The 19597-nt window shown below is 41.3% G+C and carries 16 protein-coding genes; 2 read left to right on the top strand and 14 right to left on the bottom strand.

Going from position 1 to position 19597, the window contains the following annotated elements:
• Positions 1-70 precede the first annotated feature (70 nt).
• Positions 71-1402 carry an isochorismate synthase gene (locus B6258_RS01670; protein ID WP_099073816.1) on the bottom strand — a complete coding sequence of 444 codons (1332 nt, stop codon included), beginning with the start codon at positions 1400-1402 and terminating at the stop codon, positions 71-73.
• Between the two features lie 211 nt (positions 1403-1613).
• Between B6258_RS01670 and B6258_RS01665 the strand changes: the two genes are divergently transcribed.
• Complete coding sequence (locus tag B6258_RS01665; protein ID WP_099073815.1) at positions 1614-2828, top strand: alpha-xenorhabdolysin family binary toxin subunit A; 1215 nt, start codon at positions 1614-1616, stop codon at positions 2826-2828.
• A gap of 15 nt (positions 2829-2843) precedes the next feature.
• A complete protein-coding gene (locus tag B6258_RS01660) occupies positions 2844-3887 on the top strand; it encodes an alpha-xenorhabdolysin family binary toxin subunit B (RefSeq protein ID WP_099073814.1) in 1044 nt (347 codons plus the stop codon).
• Between the two features lie 59 nt (positions 3888-3946).
• Here B6258_RS01660 and nuoN read toward each other — a convergent pair whose 3' ends face one another.
• From nuoN to B6258_RS01595, 13 genes are all read right to left on the bottom strand, one after another.
• Positions 3947-5416: an NADH-quinone oxidoreductase subunit NuoN gene (nuoN, locus tag B6258_RS01655; protein ID WP_099073813.1), complete on the bottom strand. Its 1470-nt coding sequence runs from the start codon at positions 5414-5416 to the stop codon at positions 3947-3949.
• A 6-nt stretch (positions 5417-5422) separates the two neighbouring features.
• Positions 5423-6952, bottom strand: a complete 1530-nt coding sequence (gene nuoM / locus B6258_RS01650; protein WP_099073812.1) for an NADH-quinone oxidoreductase subunit M — start codon at positions 6950-6952, stop codon at positions 5423-5425.
• A gap of 19 nt (positions 6953-6971) precedes the next feature.
• Positions 6972-8807, bottom strand: coding sequence for an NADH-quinone oxidoreductase subunit L (gene nuoL / locus B6258_RS01645; protein WP_099073811.1), 1836 nt, complete (start codon positions 8805-8807; stop codon positions 6972-6974).
• A complete protein-coding gene (gene nuoK / locus B6258_RS01640; protein WP_099073810.1) occupies positions 8804-9106 on the bottom strand; it encodes an NADH-quinone oxidoreductase subunit NuoK in 303 nt (100 codons plus the stop codon). Before nuoK ends, nuoL begins: the two co-directional genes overlap by 4 nt.
• Entirely contained in the window at positions 9103-9636 is a 534-nt protein-coding gene (gene nuoJ, locus B6258_RS01635) for an NADH-quinone oxidoreductase subunit J (protein ID WP_099073809.1), read from the bottom strand. The genes nuoK and nuoJ overlap by 4 nt, the downstream gene beginning before the upstream one ends.
• 12 nt (positions 9637-9648) lie before the next feature.
• A complete protein-coding gene (gene nuoI / locus B6258_RS01630; RefSeq protein ID WP_006533299.1) occupies positions 9649-10191 on the bottom strand; it encodes an NADH-quinone oxidoreductase subunit NuoI in 543 nt (180 codons plus the stop codon).
• Positions 10192-10205: 14 nt separating this feature from the next.
• Complete coding sequence (gene nuoH, locus B6258_RS01625) at positions 10206-11183, bottom strand: NADH-quinone oxidoreductase subunit NuoH (protein WP_098942360.1); 978 nt, start codon at positions 11181-11183, stop codon at positions 10206-10208.
• Positions 11183-13915, bottom strand: coding sequence for an NADH-quinone oxidoreductase subunit NuoG (nuoG, locus tag B6258_RS01620; RefSeq protein WP_099073808.1), 2733 nt, complete (start codon positions 13913-13915; stop codon positions 11183-11185). Before nuoG ends, nuoH begins: the two co-directional genes overlap by 1 nt.
• A gap of 53 nt (positions 13916-13968) precedes the next feature.
• On the bottom strand, positions 13969-15333 hold the full coding sequence (gene nuoF / locus B6258_RS01615; protein ID WP_099073807.1) for an NADH-quinone oxidoreductase subunit NuoF: 1365 nt from the start codon (positions 15331-15333) through the stop codon (positions 13969-13971).
• Positions 15330-15875: an NADH-quinone oxidoreductase subunit NuoE gene (nuoE, locus tag B6258_RS01610; RefSeq protein ID WP_006533305.1), complete on the bottom strand. Its 546-nt coding sequence runs from the start codon at positions 15873-15875 to the stop codon at positions 15330-15332. The genes nuoF and nuoE overlap by 4 nt, the downstream gene beginning before the upstream one ends.
• A gap of 2 nt (positions 15876-15877) precedes the next feature.
• On the bottom strand, positions 15878-17674 hold the full coding sequence (gene nuoC / locus B6258_RS01605) for an NADH-quinone oxidoreductase subunit C/D (RefSeq protein WP_099073806.1): 1797 nt from the start codon (positions 17672-17674) through the stop codon (positions 15878-15880).
• A gap of 76 nt (positions 17675-17750) precedes the next feature.
• Positions 17751-18425: a NuoB/complex I 20 kDa subunit family protein gene (locus tag B6258_RS01600; protein ID WP_004243697.1), complete on the bottom strand. Its 675-nt coding sequence runs from the start codon at positions 18423-18425 to the stop codon at positions 17751-17753.
• A 17-nt stretch (positions 18426-18442) separates the two neighbouring features.
• Positions 18443-18895 (bottom strand): NADH-quinone oxidoreductase subunit A, encoded by a 453-nt coding sequence (locus B6258_RS01595; protein ID WP_036912633.1) that lies wholly within the window; start codon positions 18893-18895, stop codon positions 18443-18445.
• Between the last annotated feature and the right edge of the window lie 702 nt (positions 18896-19597).

Raw genomic sequence — 19597 nt, 5'->3', positions numbered from 1 at the left:
AAAAACCACTCGTCAAATTTTGATTATTACGCTGATGTTATTTATTCAAACTGAGATTATCTGTAAGAAATTAACTCTCTTTTTCCAGCAATGTTCGCAGACCTGCTGCTTTATTTTCAATTTCAGTCCACTCTTGCTGAGGATCAGATCCTGCAACTACGCCAGCGCCAGCGTATAAAGTTAAAGCATCATCATGCAACTCACCACAACGCAAACTCACAGCAAATTCCGCATGAGGGAGAGATAAATACCCCGCAGAACCCGCATACCAACGACGCTCAAACGGTTCATGTTGACGAATAAAAGCGCGTGCGATACTTCTTGGTAATCCACATACGGCAGCCGTTGGCTGTAATCGTTTTAAGCAATCGACATCATCAGAGTGGATTAATTTACCTTGTATATAGCGACGAAGATGCTGCACTTTACGCAACCGAATAACATCTGCGGGTGAAATATCGATACCTTCTACACCGCCTTGTAATCGTTGACAAATATCATCGACCACAACGAGATTTTCATGCTGATTCTTTTTATCATTCATCAGCCAATCTGCAAATTTAGTGGCTTGTTGTTCGTTATCGGCACTTGCCACCGTACCCGCTAACGCTTCTGTATAAAGCATCAATTCATCACGTTTATATAATCTTTCTGGTGTTGATCCCATAAACGCATCTGAAGGTGAAAATGCCAGCATATAGTGATAGCAATGATGATTAACATCACGACTCGCCTTCATAAATTGGATCGCTTTAAGCGGGCTATCCAATGTTAAGCGAGTTGCTCTTGCTGGGACAACTTTTTCAAATAAACCTTGGTTAATCTCATCTAAGGCAATGTTGAGATAGTGAGTCCACTGATCTTGCGTTAAAGAGTGATTAACATGAGTAACAGAAACAGAAAGCGATTCAATTTCTTCCGCTTGATTTAATGTTTGCAGAAAATCTAATGTATTTTGCTTATCACCTTCATCCAACATATTTAGATGAATCGAAAGCTTCTGCTGGTGGCGTCTAATCTCGATGTGAGGCAAAAAAAGGTAGGCATCATCGCCATTTTTTTCATCAATACGGCCAGGAATAATAGTATCCCATGCATTTAAGCCCCAAATACGCACATCATCACTATTTACATCACTATGGTGTAAACCTAAAAATTGGTGTGCATCTTTAATATGATTAAAACAGCGTAATTGTCCACAGGCTGCCACTTCTTCATGTTCATCACGATGTTGCCAATAGAATTGAGGATAATACGACTGTGCAGCAAGCCATGAGAGCAATGAAAATGAGACCTCTGATGGCAAGGTGACTTTCAAATGTAAAAGATTACCTTGTGCTGTCAGATTTATATTTTTAACTTTTTCGTACAGTGTCGAAAACACAGGATTAACCTTTTCCACTCCAAATACCCACAACTAATTAAAAGGGAGATTATACGTCTCTATACGAATTATCAAAGGGCTGATTAATTATAACCTTTGTCATTTATCAAAGTTTTGTATTTTTCATGTTACAAAGTAGAAGCATTAATCAGTAAATCCTAAATAGTAAACAAATCATTCTAAGATCATGCTGTATAGATAAAAAATCATTATACATAAGTGAGGTTATATGGATACAACCGTCTTTGAACATGTCGATAAAATCATCGAATCGCCTGATGTTCCTAAAGTTGCACTTAGTTTAATATTAGGAATAAATATCGAAAATGGGCGATTACCCGGTATAGTGACTTCTCATGATTTAATTAAAATAAAATCTTATATTAATAAGGCACTTTCACTCCCTTATAAAAGAGAAGATGTCATCAATTTCATTCGATATAATGAAATAAGCACACAACAGCTTTCACCTGATAACATTCTCTCTCTCTTTATTAAAATACGTGAACATGCCTTTGAGTGGAATAAAATAGAATATGCTATTAAGCAACAAGCAATTGATTTAGAAATAATTGGCAGAGAAATTACCTCCACAGGTGAAAACATTATTTCATTTATTAGTCAAATGCCTTTAATAGCAAAAATAGCCTCTACTATTAATGATTTCTCTGAGCAAGAGTTAGAAAACATTCAATATGCACCTCAAGATAAAGAAGTTGCAACACAACTAATTCATATATTAGAAAGCATGAAAGAGGATATTGAAAAAGAACGAGATAAAACTATTAAAATAAAAGAGAGTTTATCCACATTTAGAAGTAAAATAATGGGTGGTCAAGATAGTCAGAATGTTGCTCATTATTCTATTTATCACGATATTCTTAATAAGAAAAGATTTATCAATGAGTTTTATACTGATAATAGTCATTCACTTATTGAAGAGCGCGATTTACTGATTGAAGAAATTGCAATGCTAAAGGATGAATATAAACACTATGTCGGTCTTGCATTTACTGGACTCGCGCTAGGCATTATTGGCGTTATTATTACAGGAGGAATATTTGGCGCAAAAGCCGAAGCGATACGTAAAAAGAGAAATGAACTCATTAATAAAGTAAAAAAAATCAATGCTGATATCGATATCTATGCAGGTTTGTCTTTGCACTTAAATACGCTTTATATTGAATTAGAAGAAATTGAGCAATTTATTGAAGATACAAACATGGCACTAGAACATATTGAATATGTATGGCAAGCCATATTAACAGAAATAGACACATCAATAACTCACTTTAGTAAAATTAACAGTGCATTGGAGTTGATTAAATTTAGTATTTATTTAGAAAAGATTATCGCGCCTTGGTACATGGTTATTGGTTATTCAAAAGAGATCTTACTTTCTTTTGATAACGCACTATCTGCATTTTACGCATCCCAAAACTAACAAAAGGAAATTGTTATGGCTTATTCTGAAAACACCCTACAATCTGAAAAATGCTTTGAACATAATAAATTATTTCATGCACACAGAAATATTCTTTATTTGAGTAATAGCAAGTGCTATACAGCACATTCACTCGAAGAAGACATAAATAAACTTATAGAAAAAAATAATAAAAACATTGAGAGCATTATCTACTTTTCACTCAAATTAAAAAGTAAATTAAGACAAAATTTATCTAGTGATATTTTAAAAACAATTAATGAGATTAACAGTGAGATAAAAAATGGGGCTCTTAACAATGAACTAAAAAGTAGATTAATGGAGGAAAAAAACGAAATACTCAGTCTATTTTCTAATGAAATAGATGAAAGCGTAAATATTATAAGTGAGCATAATAATTCTTTATTAATTGAAATTGAAGAATTGAAAACTCAATTTGTCACAAATAAACTAACGCCTTTTATTTATGAAAAAGAGAACCAATTGGAAAAACATTCGAAAGAGATCCTTGTTTTAGAAAATGAGTCAGAAAAAATAAAAAAAGAACTGGATATTATCCGTGATAGTGAAGATATTTTACATAAAAGAAATTTCTTTGATCTTTTCAAAAATACACTACCTCAACAATCAGAAATAGAAAACCTGAATATTGAGTCACAAGAAAAAAGTATTTTATCTTCACTGATAAAAATACTTAATAATCTATTTTCCACATTAGATCACGGTTTTTCTTATACTAAAGTTGTTGAAACTCGTCATCAACTTACCTCACTCTATTTGACAAGAATAAAGAAACTTCATCAATTGAGAATTGAGCAACAACATACACTGTTGAATTTAAAACATCATTATAAGCTTGTCGATATCGATTATTTCCTTCACATCCTGATTAAGCAATTAGAGTTTCTCTCTGAACATTGGCGAGAAATAACATCGAAAATATTAATGTTGAAAAATAATATTTTTTTAAATGAATCCATAATCATACCCATTTTTTCATTCTTAGATAATTTTTCTTTATATTATGAAACACCAGAACAAATGAAAACATATTCGTAATAACAAAAAAACGGCTCTATAAAAGAGCCGCTCTTAATTTGAATATCTAACTATTACAATTAATTTGCTACAGGCGCAATAATCGCAAAATTTGTTAGTTCAATTAACGGTTGTGGCCATACACCTAATGCAATAACAACAATGGCACAGATTAGCGCAACAAATGTCGCCATATTTTGTGATGTTGTTGCAATCGCTGGTGTATTGTCATTGTCTGGTTTGCGTAAGAAGACAATAGCCGCAGCACGTAGATAGTAAAATAAACCAATCGCACTACCTAACACAACCATACCTGTTAACCACCATAAGCTTGAGCTAATGCCCGCAATGATGACATACAGTTTACCAATGAAACCTAATGTAATTGGTACACCGGCCAGCGATAACATCATCAGTGACATCACCACAGCAACAACAGGACGGCGCCAGAATAATCCGCGGTAATCTTCCAGTGTATCCATTTCGCTTTCACGATAAGGACTTGAAGCGACGGCAATAGCACCAAACGCCCCCAGACTTGCAAACAAGTAACCGGCTAAATAAATTTCAGCGGTTTCTTGTGCTAATACAGGGCTGTATTGCAACACGATTAATGCCACAAGCAGATAACCAAGGTGCGATACTGACGAGTAACCCAATAAGCGCTTCACGCTCTTTTGCGTTAACGCCATGATGTTACCAAACAAGATAGAGGCAATGGCCATGAAACCTAAGATCATGCGTAAGGTTTCACTATCCGCAGCTGGCGCTTCAAGGAATAAACGCATAACAACCGCAAAAATACCAATCTTACTTGCTGTCGCTAAGAACGCGCCAGTTGGTGCTGGTGCACCTTGATAAACATCGGGTGTCCACAGTTGGAATGGGAATAAAGATAATTTAAATCCAATTCCCACTAACATCATACCTAAACCAGCGAGCACTAATGGTTTATGGATATTGCTGTCACTTAAACTTTGTCCCATTGCAGTAAAGGAGAGATTTCCTGCTTCTGCATAGAGAAGTGCCATACCAAACAGTAAGAAAGAAGAGGCGGCTGCCGAAAGCAACATGTATTTAATACCCGCTTCCAAAGAGGGACGTTGTTGGAATGCATAACCGATAAGACCAAACAGCGGTAATGTCAGTAATTCAATACCAATAAACATCGATGCGAAGTGGTGAGCTGAGGAGAGTAAAATCCCCCCAATGACCGCAATCGCAATCAGCAAGTAAAACTCTTCTTTGTTATCTTGATAACCTTCTAACCAAGGATAAGCAAAAGCAATAGTGCCAATACCAGAAAGGATCACTAGTGCAGTAAAGAAACTAGAGTATCCATCAACATGGTAAAGCGTGGTAACGTCCACTACGCCTAATGCATTAACGTAATAGAGTGATCCCAGCGCAATGATGAAACCTGTTGCTGTCAAAGTGGCAATAATAAAATGATCGCGTCGCCACGCAATGGACAGCATCACAACCACCACCGTCAATCCGACGATCAATAGCGGTAGCATTGCGATCAATTGTTCAGGAGTTATTGTCATGGCGAATTACGGCCTTACTGTTGAAATAGAAGCGGAATACCAAGTCTGGAGATTTTCCATCGCTGATATTGATGTGTCTAACACAGGTTGTGGGAAGAAGCCCAAAATAACCAGTAACACGACCAATGTGATCAGAATAAAGAACTCTCTCAGATCTAACCCTTTATAGGTTCTTTCAGCTGTTTTCGGTGAACCATAGTAAGCCTGTTGCATCATCCACAGCGCGTAAACAGATGCGAAGACTAAACCAAAGACCGAAATAATGGTGATCAGCTTAAAGTGACCATAAGTACCAAACAGGATCATAAACTCACCGACGAAGTTACCTGTTCCTGGCATACCTAAAGAGGCAACCGCAAAGAACAGTGAAAACGCAGGTAAGAAACGGATGCTTTTCCACAATCCACCCATTTGGTTCATATCACGCGTACCTAAACGCTCATACAGCATGCCACACATGATAAACAGACCTGCTGCTGACAAACCATTGGTGATCATTTGAATAATCGCACCTTGGTAAGCCAATACAGAGCCAGCATAAATCGCAATGACGATAAAGCCCATGTGAGAAATACTACTGTAAGCCGCAAGACGTTTGATATCTGTCTGACGGAATGCCAGTAATGCTGCATAAAATACGGTAATTAAACCTAACCACATCGCCACAGGTGCCAGTAACGCTGACGCTTCTGGGAAGAGGGGTAAATTAAACCGTAATAGACCGTAAGCCGCTGTTTTTAGCAAAATACCTGATAAGTCAACAGAGCCTGCGGTTGGTGCTTCTGCGTGAGCATCCGCTAACCAGCCGTGTACAGGAACAATTGGCATTTTCACTGCAAATGCAGCGAAGAAACCTAACATCAGGATAAATTGCAGTTCAGAGCCTAATACTGTGTGTGCTTGTAATAAAGTATCGTAGTTAAACGTCCAAATACCTGTTCCACGGTAGAAAGCCACCGCGAGACCGATAATGGCCAGCAACATTAACAGACCACTTGCCTGTGTATAGATAAAGAATTTTGTCGCTGCACTAACGTGTTTTTTATCACTACTTCCTTTGTGTCCCCATAAAGAAATCAGGAAATACATTGGGATCAACATCATTTCCCAGAAGAAGAAGAATAAAAATAGGTCAGTTGCTAAAAATACGCCCATCACACCTGCTAAGATCCACAGCAGGTTAAAATGGAAAGCACCTTGTGATGGCTGATTTTCATTCCACGATGAAAGTACTGCTAAGATCCCTAAAATCGCAGTTAATACCGTCATCAGCAATGACATACCATCAAGTGCAAATTGGATATTAATCCCTAAAGCAGGGATCCACGGCACAAAGTAATACTCTGTCCAACGTGGTGCTCCATCAGCACTAAGTAGTTGATAATCGCCTTGCAACCAAAGTTGCACAGAAATAACGAGTGTTAATCCCATCGTCAGCAACGCAACCCAGCGAGGAACTTGCGAGCCGATTCGTTCAGCCTGCCAACTTAGCAGGCCACCGATGAAGGGAATAAGTATTAGCCAGGGTAATAACATGGCGCAATGTGTCCCTTAATTAAACCAGAAGCAGCAGAGCGATGACCAGCACTGCACCTAAACCGAGAGAAGCCGCATACCAACGTGCTAATCCATTCTCACTGAAACTTAATCCTTTATTGGTCCCTTTAAGCAGGCAACCGAATAGATTAAAGAATTGGTTAACAGGATCATTTTGGATAAGCCACGCCGCCCCTTTATAAGGTTTGACAAACAGCACTTCATACAGTGCATCGAATCCCCAAGCATGGAACCACCATGTTGAGAAGAAACGACCTGTACGAGTATTGGCAACCTTAGCAACACATTGACGCTGTTTCAGGTATAACCATGCTGCAATGACAACGCCTACTATCGCTACCACACCAGAAAGCGCTTCTAATACATATTTACCCTCATGCGATGCGTTTCCTTCAGGGAAAACAGCACCTAACGGCTGAGTAATTAACGCACCGATAAATGTTGATAACAGTGCTAATACCGCTAATGGGAAAGTATGAGTAAACCCTTTAACTTGATGTGCTTCGGTTTTGGTTTCACCATGGAATACGATGAAAATCAAACGGAAGGTATAAAGTGACGTAAATAACGCGCCCACTAAACCTGCAAGCATTAAGTTAACATGCCCGTTTGAATACGCACCCCATAAGATTTCATCTTTACTGAAGAACCCTGCTGTTAACAGTGGTAATGCCGCTAATGCGCCACCACCAATGAGGAAACAAGCATAAACAAATGGGATCTTCTTACGTAACCCGCCCATCTTAAAGATATTTTGTTCGTGGTGGCAGGCAATAATCACAGAACCTGCGGATAAGAACAGTAATGCTTTAAAGAAAGCGTGAGTCATTAAGTGGAAAATTGCCGCATCCCATGCTTGAGCGCCTAAAGCCAAGAACATATAACCAATTTGGCTCATGGTTGAATAAGCAAGAATACGTTTGATATCTGTTTGTACTAAAGCGGCAAAGCCGGCTAACACTAATGTCACTGCACCGATAATACCGACTAATTCCAGTACTTCTGGTGCCATTAAGAATAGCGCATTGCTACGTGCCACTAAGTACACACCCGCCGTGACCATGGTTGCGGCGTGAATTAATGCAGATACCGGTGTTGGGCCTGCCATTGCATCGGCTAACCAAGTTTGTAATGGAAGCTGTGCTGATTTACCGACTGCACCGCCTAATACCATTAACATTGCCCAGTTAATGACGCTTGAACCTACTGCTAATTGCTCAGGAGCAAGCACGGCCATTTCACGGAAGCTCAATGTACCTAATTGGTCAAACAGGATAAACATACCGATAGCTAAGAACACATCACCGATACGCGTTACGATAAACGCTTTCATCGCAGCTGCGCCATTAGCAGGATTGCTATAATAGAAACCAATTAACAGGTAACTACATAAACCAACCCCTTCCCATCCCATATACATCAGCATCATATTATCAGCCAGTACTAAGACAACCATACTTGCGATAAATAAGTTGGTATAAGCAAAGAAGCGAGAATACCCTTCTTCGCCACGCATATACCAAGATGCATACATATGAATAAGGAAGCCAACACCAGTAATCACACCCAGCATTGTTAATGAAAGACCATCAAGAACCAATGTAAACGGAATATTGAAATTCCCAGCTGACATCCAGTTCCATAAAGTCAGAACTTGAGTTTCTTGCCCGTTAGCAAAGAAATCCATACCGGCCCAAAGAGTAACTAGGGCAGATAAACCAACAGAACCTGTACCAATCCATGCTGATACGTTTTCAGACCAACGACCATGCGAGAAAGCGAGCAGTAAGAATCCCAGCAGTGGTAGCAGAATGGTTAAATAGAGTATATTCATCCGCGCATCTCACTGACTGTATCAATATTGATATTTTGGCGATGTCTATGAAGCTGTAACAACAATGCCAGACCAATACTTGCCTCTGCCGCCGCCAAACTGATTGCCATGATATACATTATCTGACCATCTGTTTGACCCCAAAAGCTACCTCCGACAACAAATGCCAGTGCAGCTGCATTAATCATAATTTCTAGTCCGATCAACATAAACAACAGGTTGCGGCGAAGTACTAAGCAGGTAAAACCTAACACAAACAGTACCGCAGCCAAGATCAAACCATGTTGAAGAGGTATCATTTTTGCTCCCCTGCGTTTTCGTTTTCGACGAGATCGTCATGGCTCTGATCACGACCAATGTGATAAGCAACTATTAACCCAGACAACAAGAGAACAGATGCTAACTCAACAGCCAGAATATAAGGTCCAAATAAGCTAATACCGACCTCTTTTGCGCCAATCACTTCTCCAGCAATTTCGCCGTGAGTCACACTACTAATGGCGTACACTAACACCACAAGTAAAGTGAGAGATAAAAGTGCAGGTCCAATCCAAAACTTCGGTTGTAGCCACTTTTTCTCTTGATCAACAACGGATTTACCTAAGTTGAGCATCATTACCACGAAAACGAACAACACCATAATGGCGCCAGCGTAAACGATGATTTCTAATGCACCCGCAAAATAGGCGCCTAACGAGAAGAAAACCACAGAGAGTGCAATCAATGAAATCACTAAGTACAGCAATGCGTGTACGGGATTGGTATGAGTGATCACTCTCAATGTTGCAAGGATGGCAATCAGCCCCGCGATGTAAAATGCAAATTCCATGAATATCGCTCCTTACGGTAACAGGCTTTTGACATCGATAGGTTTAGCTTCATCATCTGCATCACCTTTGTCTTTGCCGTTAATCGCCATACCTGTTTTACGGTAAAAGTTATATTCAGGATATTTGCCGGGCCCAGAAATCAACAGATCGTCTTTTTCATAAACCAGATCCTGACGCTTAAACTCACCCATTTCAAAATCAGGCGTTAATTGCAACGCCGTTGTTGGGCAAGCTTCTTCACATAAACCGCAGAAGATACAACGAGAAAAGTTGATACGGAAAAACTCCGGATACCAACGACCATCTTCATGTTCTGCTTTCTGTAATGAAATACAGCCTACTGGACAGACTGCTGCACACAAGTTACAAGCAACACAGCGCTCTTCACCATCAGGATCACGCGTCAACACAATACGTCCACGATAGCGTGGTGCAACATTGACAGGTTCTTCCGGGTACATCTGTGTTTCACGTTTGGCGAAGGCATGTAAGCCAATCATCCAAATGCTTCGTACCTGGGTGCCGAAACCAGTCAATAACTCTTTTAAAGTCATGGTTCAATCACCCCTTATTGAGCGTTGTAAAGTATCACTGCAGCAGTTACCAGCAGATTAATAAGCGTTAACGGTAAGCAAATTTTCCAACCGAAAGACATCACTTGGTCGTAACGCGGACGCGGTAACGAAGCACGAATAAGGATAAACATCATCATGAAGAATCCTGTTTTCAGTGCAAACCAAACGAATGACGGTAAGAAAGGACCTTGCCAACCCCCAAAGAATAACGTCACGATAAGACCCGATACCGCAACGATCCCGATATATTCACCCACAAAGAATAAACCGAATTTCATACCAGAATATTCAATGTGATAACCATCAGCCAGCTCTTGCTCTGCTTCTGGTTGGTCAAATGGATGACGGTGACAAACCGCAACCCCAGCAATCGCAAACGTAATAAAGCCAAAGAATTGTGGGATGACATTCCACATATTTGCTTGTGAGTTTACGATGTCAGTCAGGTTAAAAGAGCCTGCTTGTGCAACAACACCTAAGATTGAAAGTCCTAAGAACACTTCATAACTTACGGTTTGTGCTGAAGCACGCATTGCACCTAACAGTGAATATTTGTTATTACTTGACCATCCTGCAAATAACACGGCATACACCGCAATACCTGCAACCATCAAGAAGAACAAAATACCGATGTTTAAGTCAGCAACAACCCATGTTGAGCTAACAGGTACAATCGCAAATGACAGCAGTAAAGATGAAAATGCAATCACTGGCGCAATGGTGAAGATAAAGCGGTCAGCAAATTTCGGGATCCAGTCTTCTTTAAAGAACATTTTGATCATATCCGCAATTAGCTGTGCTGAACCTGCATAACCTACACGGTTAGGCCCATAACGGTTTTGGAATAAACCCAGTAAACGACGTTCCCCCATACTCATAAAAGCACCACAAGTGACCACGACAAGCAAGATCACGACGGCTTTTAAAACGGTGAGTAAAATCTCTGTAACTTCAGGAGATAACCAGCTCATTATGCAATACCCCGCAGTTGACGAACCGATACACCCACCAGCGATGGAGAAATACCCGCCATACCTAACGGCAAGCCAATTTGACCTTGAGTCAGGTGAGCACTGATTTTCACAGGTAAGGTGAATTCACGGCCTTCGTAAGTAAACATCGCTTGCTGACCTTGAGTTAACGCTAGTGCTTGGGCATCAGATTCACTCAATGTTAAATAAGCAGTTTCCATACGAGATTGGATAACTTCAGCGCGTTGTGATAACTCTTCACTACCAAATAAACGGTAGCAAGGTGCGACAGTCCATTGATTTTTCTGAGCATTAAATGGCGCAGGAATATCAGTGAAATAGCCAAGTGTATTATTACCACATTCGATTAAGCGCACACCCGGATCACCAAAGCGTAAGCTCCCCCCCACTTCTGCTTGGAATTTATTCCATGCTTGAGGTGAGTTCCAACCCGGCGCCCATGCAAATGGAATTTGCTGACGAGGCGCTGTTGGGCTGTTATTACCTTCCATTGAGAATGCAAATGGGGTGTCGATATCTTTTGGTTGACGCTGTTCATGAACAGACACATTTGCCAACATAGAAGTACGACCGCTATAACGATGGGGTTCACGCGCCAGTTTCTGTCCACGAATACGGAATGATGCATTCGGTGCAGCATCCACAATGCCAGCAAACTGAGGAAGACTGGTTGCACAATGCTCAATAACATTGTCTAACTGTGTCCAATCCAGCGTTCTTTCATGCCATTGCGAATCAACAGCACTCAACCAACGCCAGCTTTCATGCATCACCACATCTTTGTTATAGAAAGAAGGTTCGAATACTTGGAAGTAACGTTGTGCTCTGCCCTCTTGACTCACCATTGTTCCATCGCTTTCAGCGAATGAAGATGCTGGGAGAACAAGATGTGCTTTCGCCATAATGTCTGTTTGCTGGTGGTCGATAACAATAACGTTATCGACTTTAGCAATCGCATCATCAATCACGTCAGCATCGTAATGGCGATATAAATCGTTTTCCATTACAACAACAGTGTTAACTTGACCACTGCGCATCATTTTTAATGCATCATCAAGTGGTTGTGCATTCATCATGGCAAGACCCATGCTGTTTGCATCATCAGCAACGAAAGAAAGCCCGACTTCATTACCTTTTGCTTTTAATGCAAAAGCAATGTTAGCGGCTGCTTTGATAACGTCTTCGCTACCTGCATGGCTACCACTGATAATTAATGGTTTCTTCGCTTGAGAAAGTGCTTGAACAACCATTTCAATATGTTTATTCAGTGCTTCATCGATCCCATCAACAGCGGGTGCATCACCATTAATGTTATTTGCAATCGCAAAGCCTAAACGCGCTTGATCAACAACTGGAGCACGATAACTCCATGCAGCAACATCATCGAGACGAGTTTCATCAACATGAGTGACAAACAGTGGATATTTTGCACGTTGTCCGATATTCATAATCGCAGCAATTTGCCAGTCAGCCACTTTTTGAGCGGCTGCCATTTCTCGTGCTTTACCTTTCACGGCTTGACGTACAGACAATGCCATACGAGCCCCTGTTTGTGTTAAATCTTCACCTAACACTAAAACAGCATCGTAATCTTCAATTTCACGCAGCGATGGGGTATGAACGCCACCTTTTTGTAAAATATCTAACATTAAAGTCAGTCGTTTTTGCTCTGATGCAGAGATACCACTATAGAAGTTTTCAGCGCCAACAACTTCACGTAATGCGAAGTTACTCTCAATGCTTGCACGCGGGGAACCAATACCCACGATACGCTGGCTTTTCTTCAGCATATCCGCAGCCGCTTGAGTCGCTTGAACAGCGTTAATTTCTAACCAGTTACTGCCTAAACGTTTTTTAGGCTGACGAGGTCTGCTTGCTAAATTCACATAACCATAGCCAAAACGACCACGGTCACAAAGGAAATAGCGGTTTACAGTCCCGTTATAACGGTTTTCGATACGACGTAATTCACCATAACGTTCACCCGGGCTTGTGTTACAACCCATGCTACAACCTTGGCAAATACTTGGTGCAAACTGCATATCCCACTTACGGTTATAACGTGATGAGTGCGTTTTATCAGTAAATACACCTGTCGGACAAATCTCGACCAAGTTACCCGAGAATTCGCTCTCTAATGTGCCATCTTCAACGCGTCCAAAGAATACGTTGTTATGTGCACCAAAGACGCCAAGATCGGTACCATCGGCATAGTCTTTGTAGTAACGAACACAACGGTAACAAGCGATACAACGGTTCATTTCATGAGAAATAAACGGTCCCAGATCTTGGTTTCTATGTGTACGCTTGGTAAAGCGATAGCGACGCATAGTATGACCTGTCATTACTGTCATATCTTGAAGGTGGCAGTTACCGCCTTCTTCACAAACTGGACAGTCATGAGGATGGTTTGTCATATACCATTCAACAACACTTTCACGAAACTTCTTCGCTTCTTCGTCGTCAATAGAGATAAACGTGCCATCAGTCGCCGGTGTCATACAAGACATCACTAAACGACCGCGGGTATCCTCAGCATTTTGATACTGCTTCACCGCACACTGGCGGCAAGCGCCAACGCTTCCCAGCGCTGGGTGCCAGCAAAAATAAGGAATATCTAAGCCTAAATTAAGACAGGCTTCTAACAGGTTATCAGCCCCGTTAACTTCATATTCTTTGCCGTCTACATGAATCGTAGCCATAGTCAGCATGCTTCCCAAAGGCCTGCACAGCAGGCGTTAAACCTAGAATGTGTCGTGAAAAATTACCAGCGGCTTTTCAGCAAGTTAGGCTGAATACCTCTGATCAAGTTGGCATTGGTATAATCTTCTTGAATAATGCCTGCCTCAAATTCTTCACGGAAATATTTAATGGCGCTTTGTAAAGGTTCTACTGCACCCGGTGCGTGAGCACAGAATGTGTGTCCCGGACTTAAAGAACGACACAAATGCTCAAGGGTTTCAATATCACCTGGGCGACCTTTGCCGTTTTCTATCGCACGTAAGATTTCGACACTCCATGGCAAGCCATCACGACAAGGTGTACACCAGCCACAAGATTCACGAGCAAAGAACTCTTCTAAGTTACGGGTTAATGAAACCATATTAATTTCATTATCTACCGCCATCGCAAGTGCTGTACCTAAACGGCTACCTGCTTTTGCAATCGTGCCAAAATCCATTGGGAGATCGAGATGATCTTCTGTTAAGAAGTCAGTACCTGCCCCCCCCGGTTGCCATGCTTTCAGTTTAAGACCATCACGCATACCGCCTGCGTAATCTTCAAGGATCTCACGCGCTGTTGTACCAAAGGGTAATTCCCATAAGCCCGGATATTTCACACGACCTGAGAATCCCATTAATTTAGTACCCGCATCTGGGCTTTTGCCTTCACTTAAGCCGATATACCAATCTTTGCCGTGTTCAATAATCGCAGGTACGTTACACAGTGTTTCAACGTTATTGACACAAGTTGGTTTACCCCATGCACCTGATGTTGCAGGGAATGGAGGTTTAGAGCGCGGGTTAGCACGACGACCTTCTAACGAGTTGATTAATGCTGTCTCTTCACCACAGATGTAACGACCTGCACCTGTGTGAACAAACAGTTCAAAATCAACGCCTGAACCAAAGATATTTTTACCAAGAAAGCCTGCTGCTTTTGCTTCCTCAATAGCATGGCGTAAATTCTTAGCCGCTTCGATATATTCGCCACGAAGGAAAATATAGCCACGGTAAGCTTTTAGTGCGTGAGCGCCGATAATCATCCCTTCAATTAACAGATGTGGAAGCTCTTCCATCAAGAGACGGTCTTTATAAGTACCCGGCTCCATTTCATCTGCATTACAAAGAATGTAACGGATATTCATGCTTTCATCTTTTGGCATCAGGCTCCACTTCAAGCCTGTTGAGAATCCAGCACCACCACGACCTTTTAGGCCAGCATCTTTAACTTCAGTGGTCACCTCAGTCGGTGACATACCTTTTAATGCTTTTTCTGCCGCTTTATAACCGTTTGTAGCACGGTATTCATCCAACCATACAGGCTGACGATCATCACGTAAGCGCCACGTTAGCGGGTGCGTTTCTGCGCTACGAATAATCGGTTTTGCTCCTGAAATTGCTGTCATGGATACTGCTCCAGTAACGTTTCAATCTCTTCAGGTTTAACAAAGCTGTGAGTATCGTCATCTACCATCATGGTAGGACCTTTATCACAATTACCTAAACAGCAGGTTGGCAGTAACGTAAAGCGACCATCTGGTGTTGTTTGACCAGGAATGATATTAAGGTGCTTTTCAATTGCGGCCTGAATGCCTTGATAACCTGTAATATGACAAACCACGCTGTCACAAAAACGAATGATGTGACGGCCAACGGGTTGACGGAAAATTTGGCTATAGAACGTAGCAACGCCTTCAACATCGCTTGCAGGGATCCCAAGAACATCCGCAATCGCATAAATCGCGCCGTCTTCAACCCAACCACGGTTCTTTTGCACAATTTTCAGTGCTTCAATAGAGGCTGCTCGTGGATCTTCATAGTGATGTTTTTCTTGTTCAATTTCAGCACGCTCTTCTTCAGTTAAAACAAACGTTGCTTTCTTTGAATGTGTTACATCAACGATTTCGATCTGCACTGCATCATCTTTTTGGTTTAATTCATTTTGCATGATTAACGATCCACATCCGACATTACAAAATCAATACTTCCCAGATACACAATCAAGTCAGAAACCAGACTACCGCGGATAACCGCTGGGATTTGTTGTAAGTGAGCAAAGCTTGGCGTACGAATACGTGTACGGTAGCTCATTGTGCTGCCATCACTGGTTAAGTAATAACTGTTGATCCCTTTAGTGGCTTCAACCATCTGGAATGATTCATTAGCAGGCATAACTGGGCCCCATGAAACCTGTAAGAAGTGGTTAATCATGGTTTCGATATGCTGTAATGTGCGCTCTTTTGGTGGAGGCGTTGTCAGTGGATGATCTGCTTTAAATGGTCCTTCTGGCATGTTTTTATAGCACTGTTCCAGAATACGTAAGCTTTGGCGTAGTTCTTCTACTTTCAGCATAACGCGGTCATAACAGTCACCATTGCTTGCAACTGGGATTTCAAATTCAAAGTTTTCATAACCTGAATATGGACGCCATTTACGCACGTCAAACTCAACGCCTGTTGCACGAAGACCCGCACCTGTTACACCCCACTCTAACGCTTCTTTTGAGTTATAAGAGGCAACACCAATTGTACGACCTTTCAAAATACTGTTTTGCAGTGCCGCTTTTACGTAAGAATCTAGACGTTTTGGCATCCAATCTAAGAATTCACGTAATAAACGTTCCCAACCGCGTGGTAAGTCATGAGCAACACCACCGATACGGAACCATGCAGGGTGCATACGGAATCCCGTAATGGCTTCAACGATGTTGTAAACTTTCTGACGGTCAGTAAAGGCAAAGAACACCGGTGTCATTGCACCAACGTCTTGAATAAAGGTACTGATATACAGTAAGTGGCTATTAATACGGAATAGCTCTGACAGCATGACACGAATGACTTTAACGCGTTCAGGTACCTCAATACCGGCAAGTTTTTCCACTGCAAGTACATAAGGCATTTCGTTAACGCATCCGCCGAGATATTCGATTCGGTCTGTGTATGGGATATAGCTGTGCCAAGATTGGCGCTCACCCATTTTTTCAGCACCACGGTGGTGATAACCCACGTCAGGCACACAGTCGACGATTTCCTCGCCATCAAGCTGAAGAATAATACGGAATGCACCGTGAGATGATGGATGGTTAGGACCGAGGTTTAAGAACATAAAGTCCTCATTCTCAGTACCGCGTTTCATCCCCCACTCTTCAGGTTTGAATGTCAGCGATTCCATTTCCAGATCCTGTTTCTGCTTTGTCAGCACATAAGGATCGAACTCTGTCGCACGAGCAGGATAATCTTTACGCAGTGGATGACCTTCCCAATCAGGAAGCATCATAATACGGCGTAAATTTGGATGCCCATTAAAGACAATCCCAAACATATCCCAGACTTCACGCTCATACCAATTCGAGTTAGGAAAGAGAGATGTGATAGTCGGAACATTAAGATCATTTTCACTTAATGCGACTTTCAGCATGATATCTTTATTACGATCGATTGATATCAGATGATAGAAAACGGAAAAATCGGCTGCTGGCAAGCCTTGACGATGCGTACGAAGACGCTCATCAAAACCATGCATATCAAACAGCATGACATAAGGTTTTGGTAAAGATTTGAGGTATAGCATTACCTCAATAAGTTGTTCCCGTTTTACCCACACCACTGGCATGCCAGTACGAGTAGGCTGGAACGTAAACGCATCTGGCCCAAATTTCTGACGCAGTTCATTAACCACCTGATCATCAATATGATCGGTCGTTTCCCACGCTGGCCGAGCGCCTTTTTGCGCTATCTGATCGGTCATTTCTATTCACCACAACTTTGATCAGGGTTACTATGATCGCAACACATTGCTCTGGTTACGTCTTAGGCAAAAGCCTTTAAATTTCGTCAGGAGTACGCAGGTTTTTCACTGCGATACGTTCACCGTGTTTTCTTTCTCGTTCTGATTGCATATTGGCACGGTAAACGCCTTGGTCGCCGACAACCCATGATAATGGGCGACGTTCTTTACCAATGGACTCTTGTAATAACATCAGTGCTTGCATGTAAGCTTCAGGGCGTGGCGGACATCCAGGAATATACACATCAACTGGAATGAACTTATCAACACCTTGCACTACTGAGTAGATATCGTACATACCACCAGAGTTTGCACATGCCCCCATAGAGATAACCCATTTAGGCTCTAACATCTGATCGTATAAACGTTGAATAACGGGCGCCATCTTAGTAAAACAAGTACCCGCAACCACCATAAAGTCAGCTTGACGAGGTGATGCACGTAATACTTCTGAACCAAAACGAGCCACGTCATGCACAGCCGTAAATGACGTCACCATTTCAACGTAACAACAGGAAAGACCAAAGTTATATGGCCATAAAGAGTTTTTTCGTCCCCAGTTCACAACGTCATGCAACGCATGTTCCAGTTTCCCCATATACACGCTGCGATGAACGTGAGCATCTAATGGGTCACTGACAATTTCCTGTGATTGCAGGGGATAACGGTCATTCTCACCGTTCGGATCTATGCGGGTGAGCGTATAATCCATTTCTAATGCCTCGCTTATTACTGCTGCGGATGTTTGCCGCTGGTTAATCGAACATGGCTTTTACTCGCAGTTTCACGGCGAGAGCGAACAGGCGTCCAATCTAATGCACCTATGCGAACCAAATAGAATAATCCAGCTAATAAAATAGCGATGAAGACTGACGCTTCAATAAAGCCTAACCAGCCAACTTCACGAACGGAAACAGCCCAGGCATAAAGAAACAGTGCTTCAACATCGAAAATAACGAAAAACATGGCAACTAAATAGAATTTAGCTGACATGCGCAGACGAGCGCTGCCAACGGAATCAAGACCAGATTCATAAGGAACATGCTTTGCCCTTGCCTGTGCGCGTCCGCCTAAATAGCGGGCACCCAACAACATGAGCGAACATAACCCCAATGCGCCTATGAGGAAGACAGCAAATGCCCAATGATGGGCGATAACTTCGGTGGTTGTAGACATACTCATTGCTTACTCATCAAAGGTGGTGTCAATTAACCAACTCTTATCCGGCGGTTTACACCACATTTCTAATTACGAAAAAAAAGGCGAATTAAACAGACTTGCTAATTAAAGAAATAATAACAGTCTATTTATACCTTTCTTCTTTTTTAGAAAACTTTGCGACAAATCACTCAGTTTTCTATCGCGATTTAACAAATTTAACACTCATTTTTAACACCCAACTACTGGCTAATGCTAAAACGTGTCAGTCAACCGACAAACTTTATGCTAACACGCTTAGTCTAACCGATAATTCGATTTTACTACACCAGTATCTCAGGAAAAACCTGACTCAACACAGGCAAATGTGCCTTATTTTTTTGATCAATCTCACAAAATAGTCGAAAAAATACTTAATCAGTTTAAAATTTATCCAAATTTTAACAAATTAACTTTCTAATATTGTGGAGGAGGTCAAATATCCGCTTAGATTTACTTTTTTATTCTCTTAAAACCTAGACAATCTTTTTATTTGTTAACAAATCCTACAAGTGATTAACCAAGGGGGAAGGTAAACATTTTTTTAACAAGCAGTTAAGGTAGTTATGGAATGAAATGTCACAAAGATAAATACATAAAACAGCATAATTATTAACATAGTGTTACTATTTCAAAAAATGGCAATAAAAAAACGGAAATAAATGCACTTTATTGCATCTATTCCCG

Origin of the sequence: Proteus alimentorum (assembly GCF_002607735.1) — a bacterium.
GTDB lineage: Bacteria > Pseudomonadota > Gammaproteobacteria > Enterobacterales > Enterobacteriaceae > Proteus > Proteus alimentorum.
Note: the sequence above shows the minus strand (reverse complement) of the source record. Positions and strands in the feature narration are given on the sequence as shown.

What these genes read in the sequence shown, in the direction of transcription:
- nuoJ (WP_099073809.1), bottom strand. Translation starts at nt 9,636, where the DNA reads ATGGAATTTGCATTTTACATCGCGGGGCTGATTGCCATCCTTGCAACA.
- B6258_RS01595 (WP_036912633.1), bottom strand. Translation starts at nt 18,895, where the DNA reads ATGAGTATGTCTACAACCACCGAAGTTATCGCCCATCATTGGGCATTT.
- nuoC (WP_099073806.1), bottom strand. Translation starts at nt 17,674, where the DNA reads ATGACCGATCAGATAGCGCAAAAAGGCGCTCGGCCAGCGTGGGAAACG.
- nuoK (WP_099073810.1), bottom strand. Translation starts at nt 9,106, where the DNA reads ATGATACCTCTTCAACATGGTTTGATCTTGGCTGCGGTACTGTTTGTG.
- nuoE (WP_006533305.1), bottom strand. Translation starts at nt 15,875, where the DNA reads ATGCAAAATGAATTAAACCAAAAAGATGATGCAGTGCAGATCGAAATC.
- nuoL (WP_099073811.1), bottom strand. Translation starts at nt 8,807, where the DNA reads ATGAATATACTCTATTTAACCATTCTGCTACCACTGCTGGGATTCTTA.
- nuoM (WP_099073812.1), bottom strand. Translation starts at nt 6,952, where the DNA reads ATGTTATTACCCTGGCTAATACTTATTCCCTTCATCGGTGGCCTGCTA.
- B6258_RS01665 (WP_099073815.1), top strand. Translation starts at nt 1,614, where the DNA reads ATGGATACAACCGTCTTTGAACATGTCGATAAAATCATCGAATCGCCT.
- nuoN (WP_099073813.1), bottom strand. Translation starts at nt 5,416, where the DNA reads ATGACAATAACTCCTGAACAATTGATCGCAATGCTACCGCTATTGATC.
- B6258_RS01600 (WP_004243697.1), bottom strand. Translation starts at nt 18,425, where the DNA reads ATGGATTATACGCTCACCCGCATAGATCCGAACGGTGAGAATGACCGT.
- nuoI (WP_006533299.1), bottom strand. Translation starts at nt 10,191, where the DNA reads ATGACTTTAAAAGAGTTATTGACTGGTTTCGGCACCCAGGTACGAAGC.
- B6258_RS01660 (WP_099073814.1), top strand. Translation starts at nt 2,844, where the DNA reads ATGGCTTATTCTGAAAACACCCTACAATCTGAAAAATGCTTTGAACAT.
- nuoF (WP_099073807.1), bottom strand. Translation starts at nt 15,333, where the DNA reads ATGACAGCAATTTCAGGAGCAAAACCGATTATTCGTAGCGCAGAAACG.
- nuoH (WP_098942360.1), bottom strand. Translation starts at nt 11,183, where the DNA reads ATGAGCTGGTTATCTCCTGAAGTTACAGAGATTTTACTCACCGTTTTA.
- nuoG (WP_099073808.1), bottom strand. Translation starts at nt 13,915, where the DNA reads ATGCTGACTATGGCTACGATTCATGTAGACGGCAAAGAATATGAAGTT.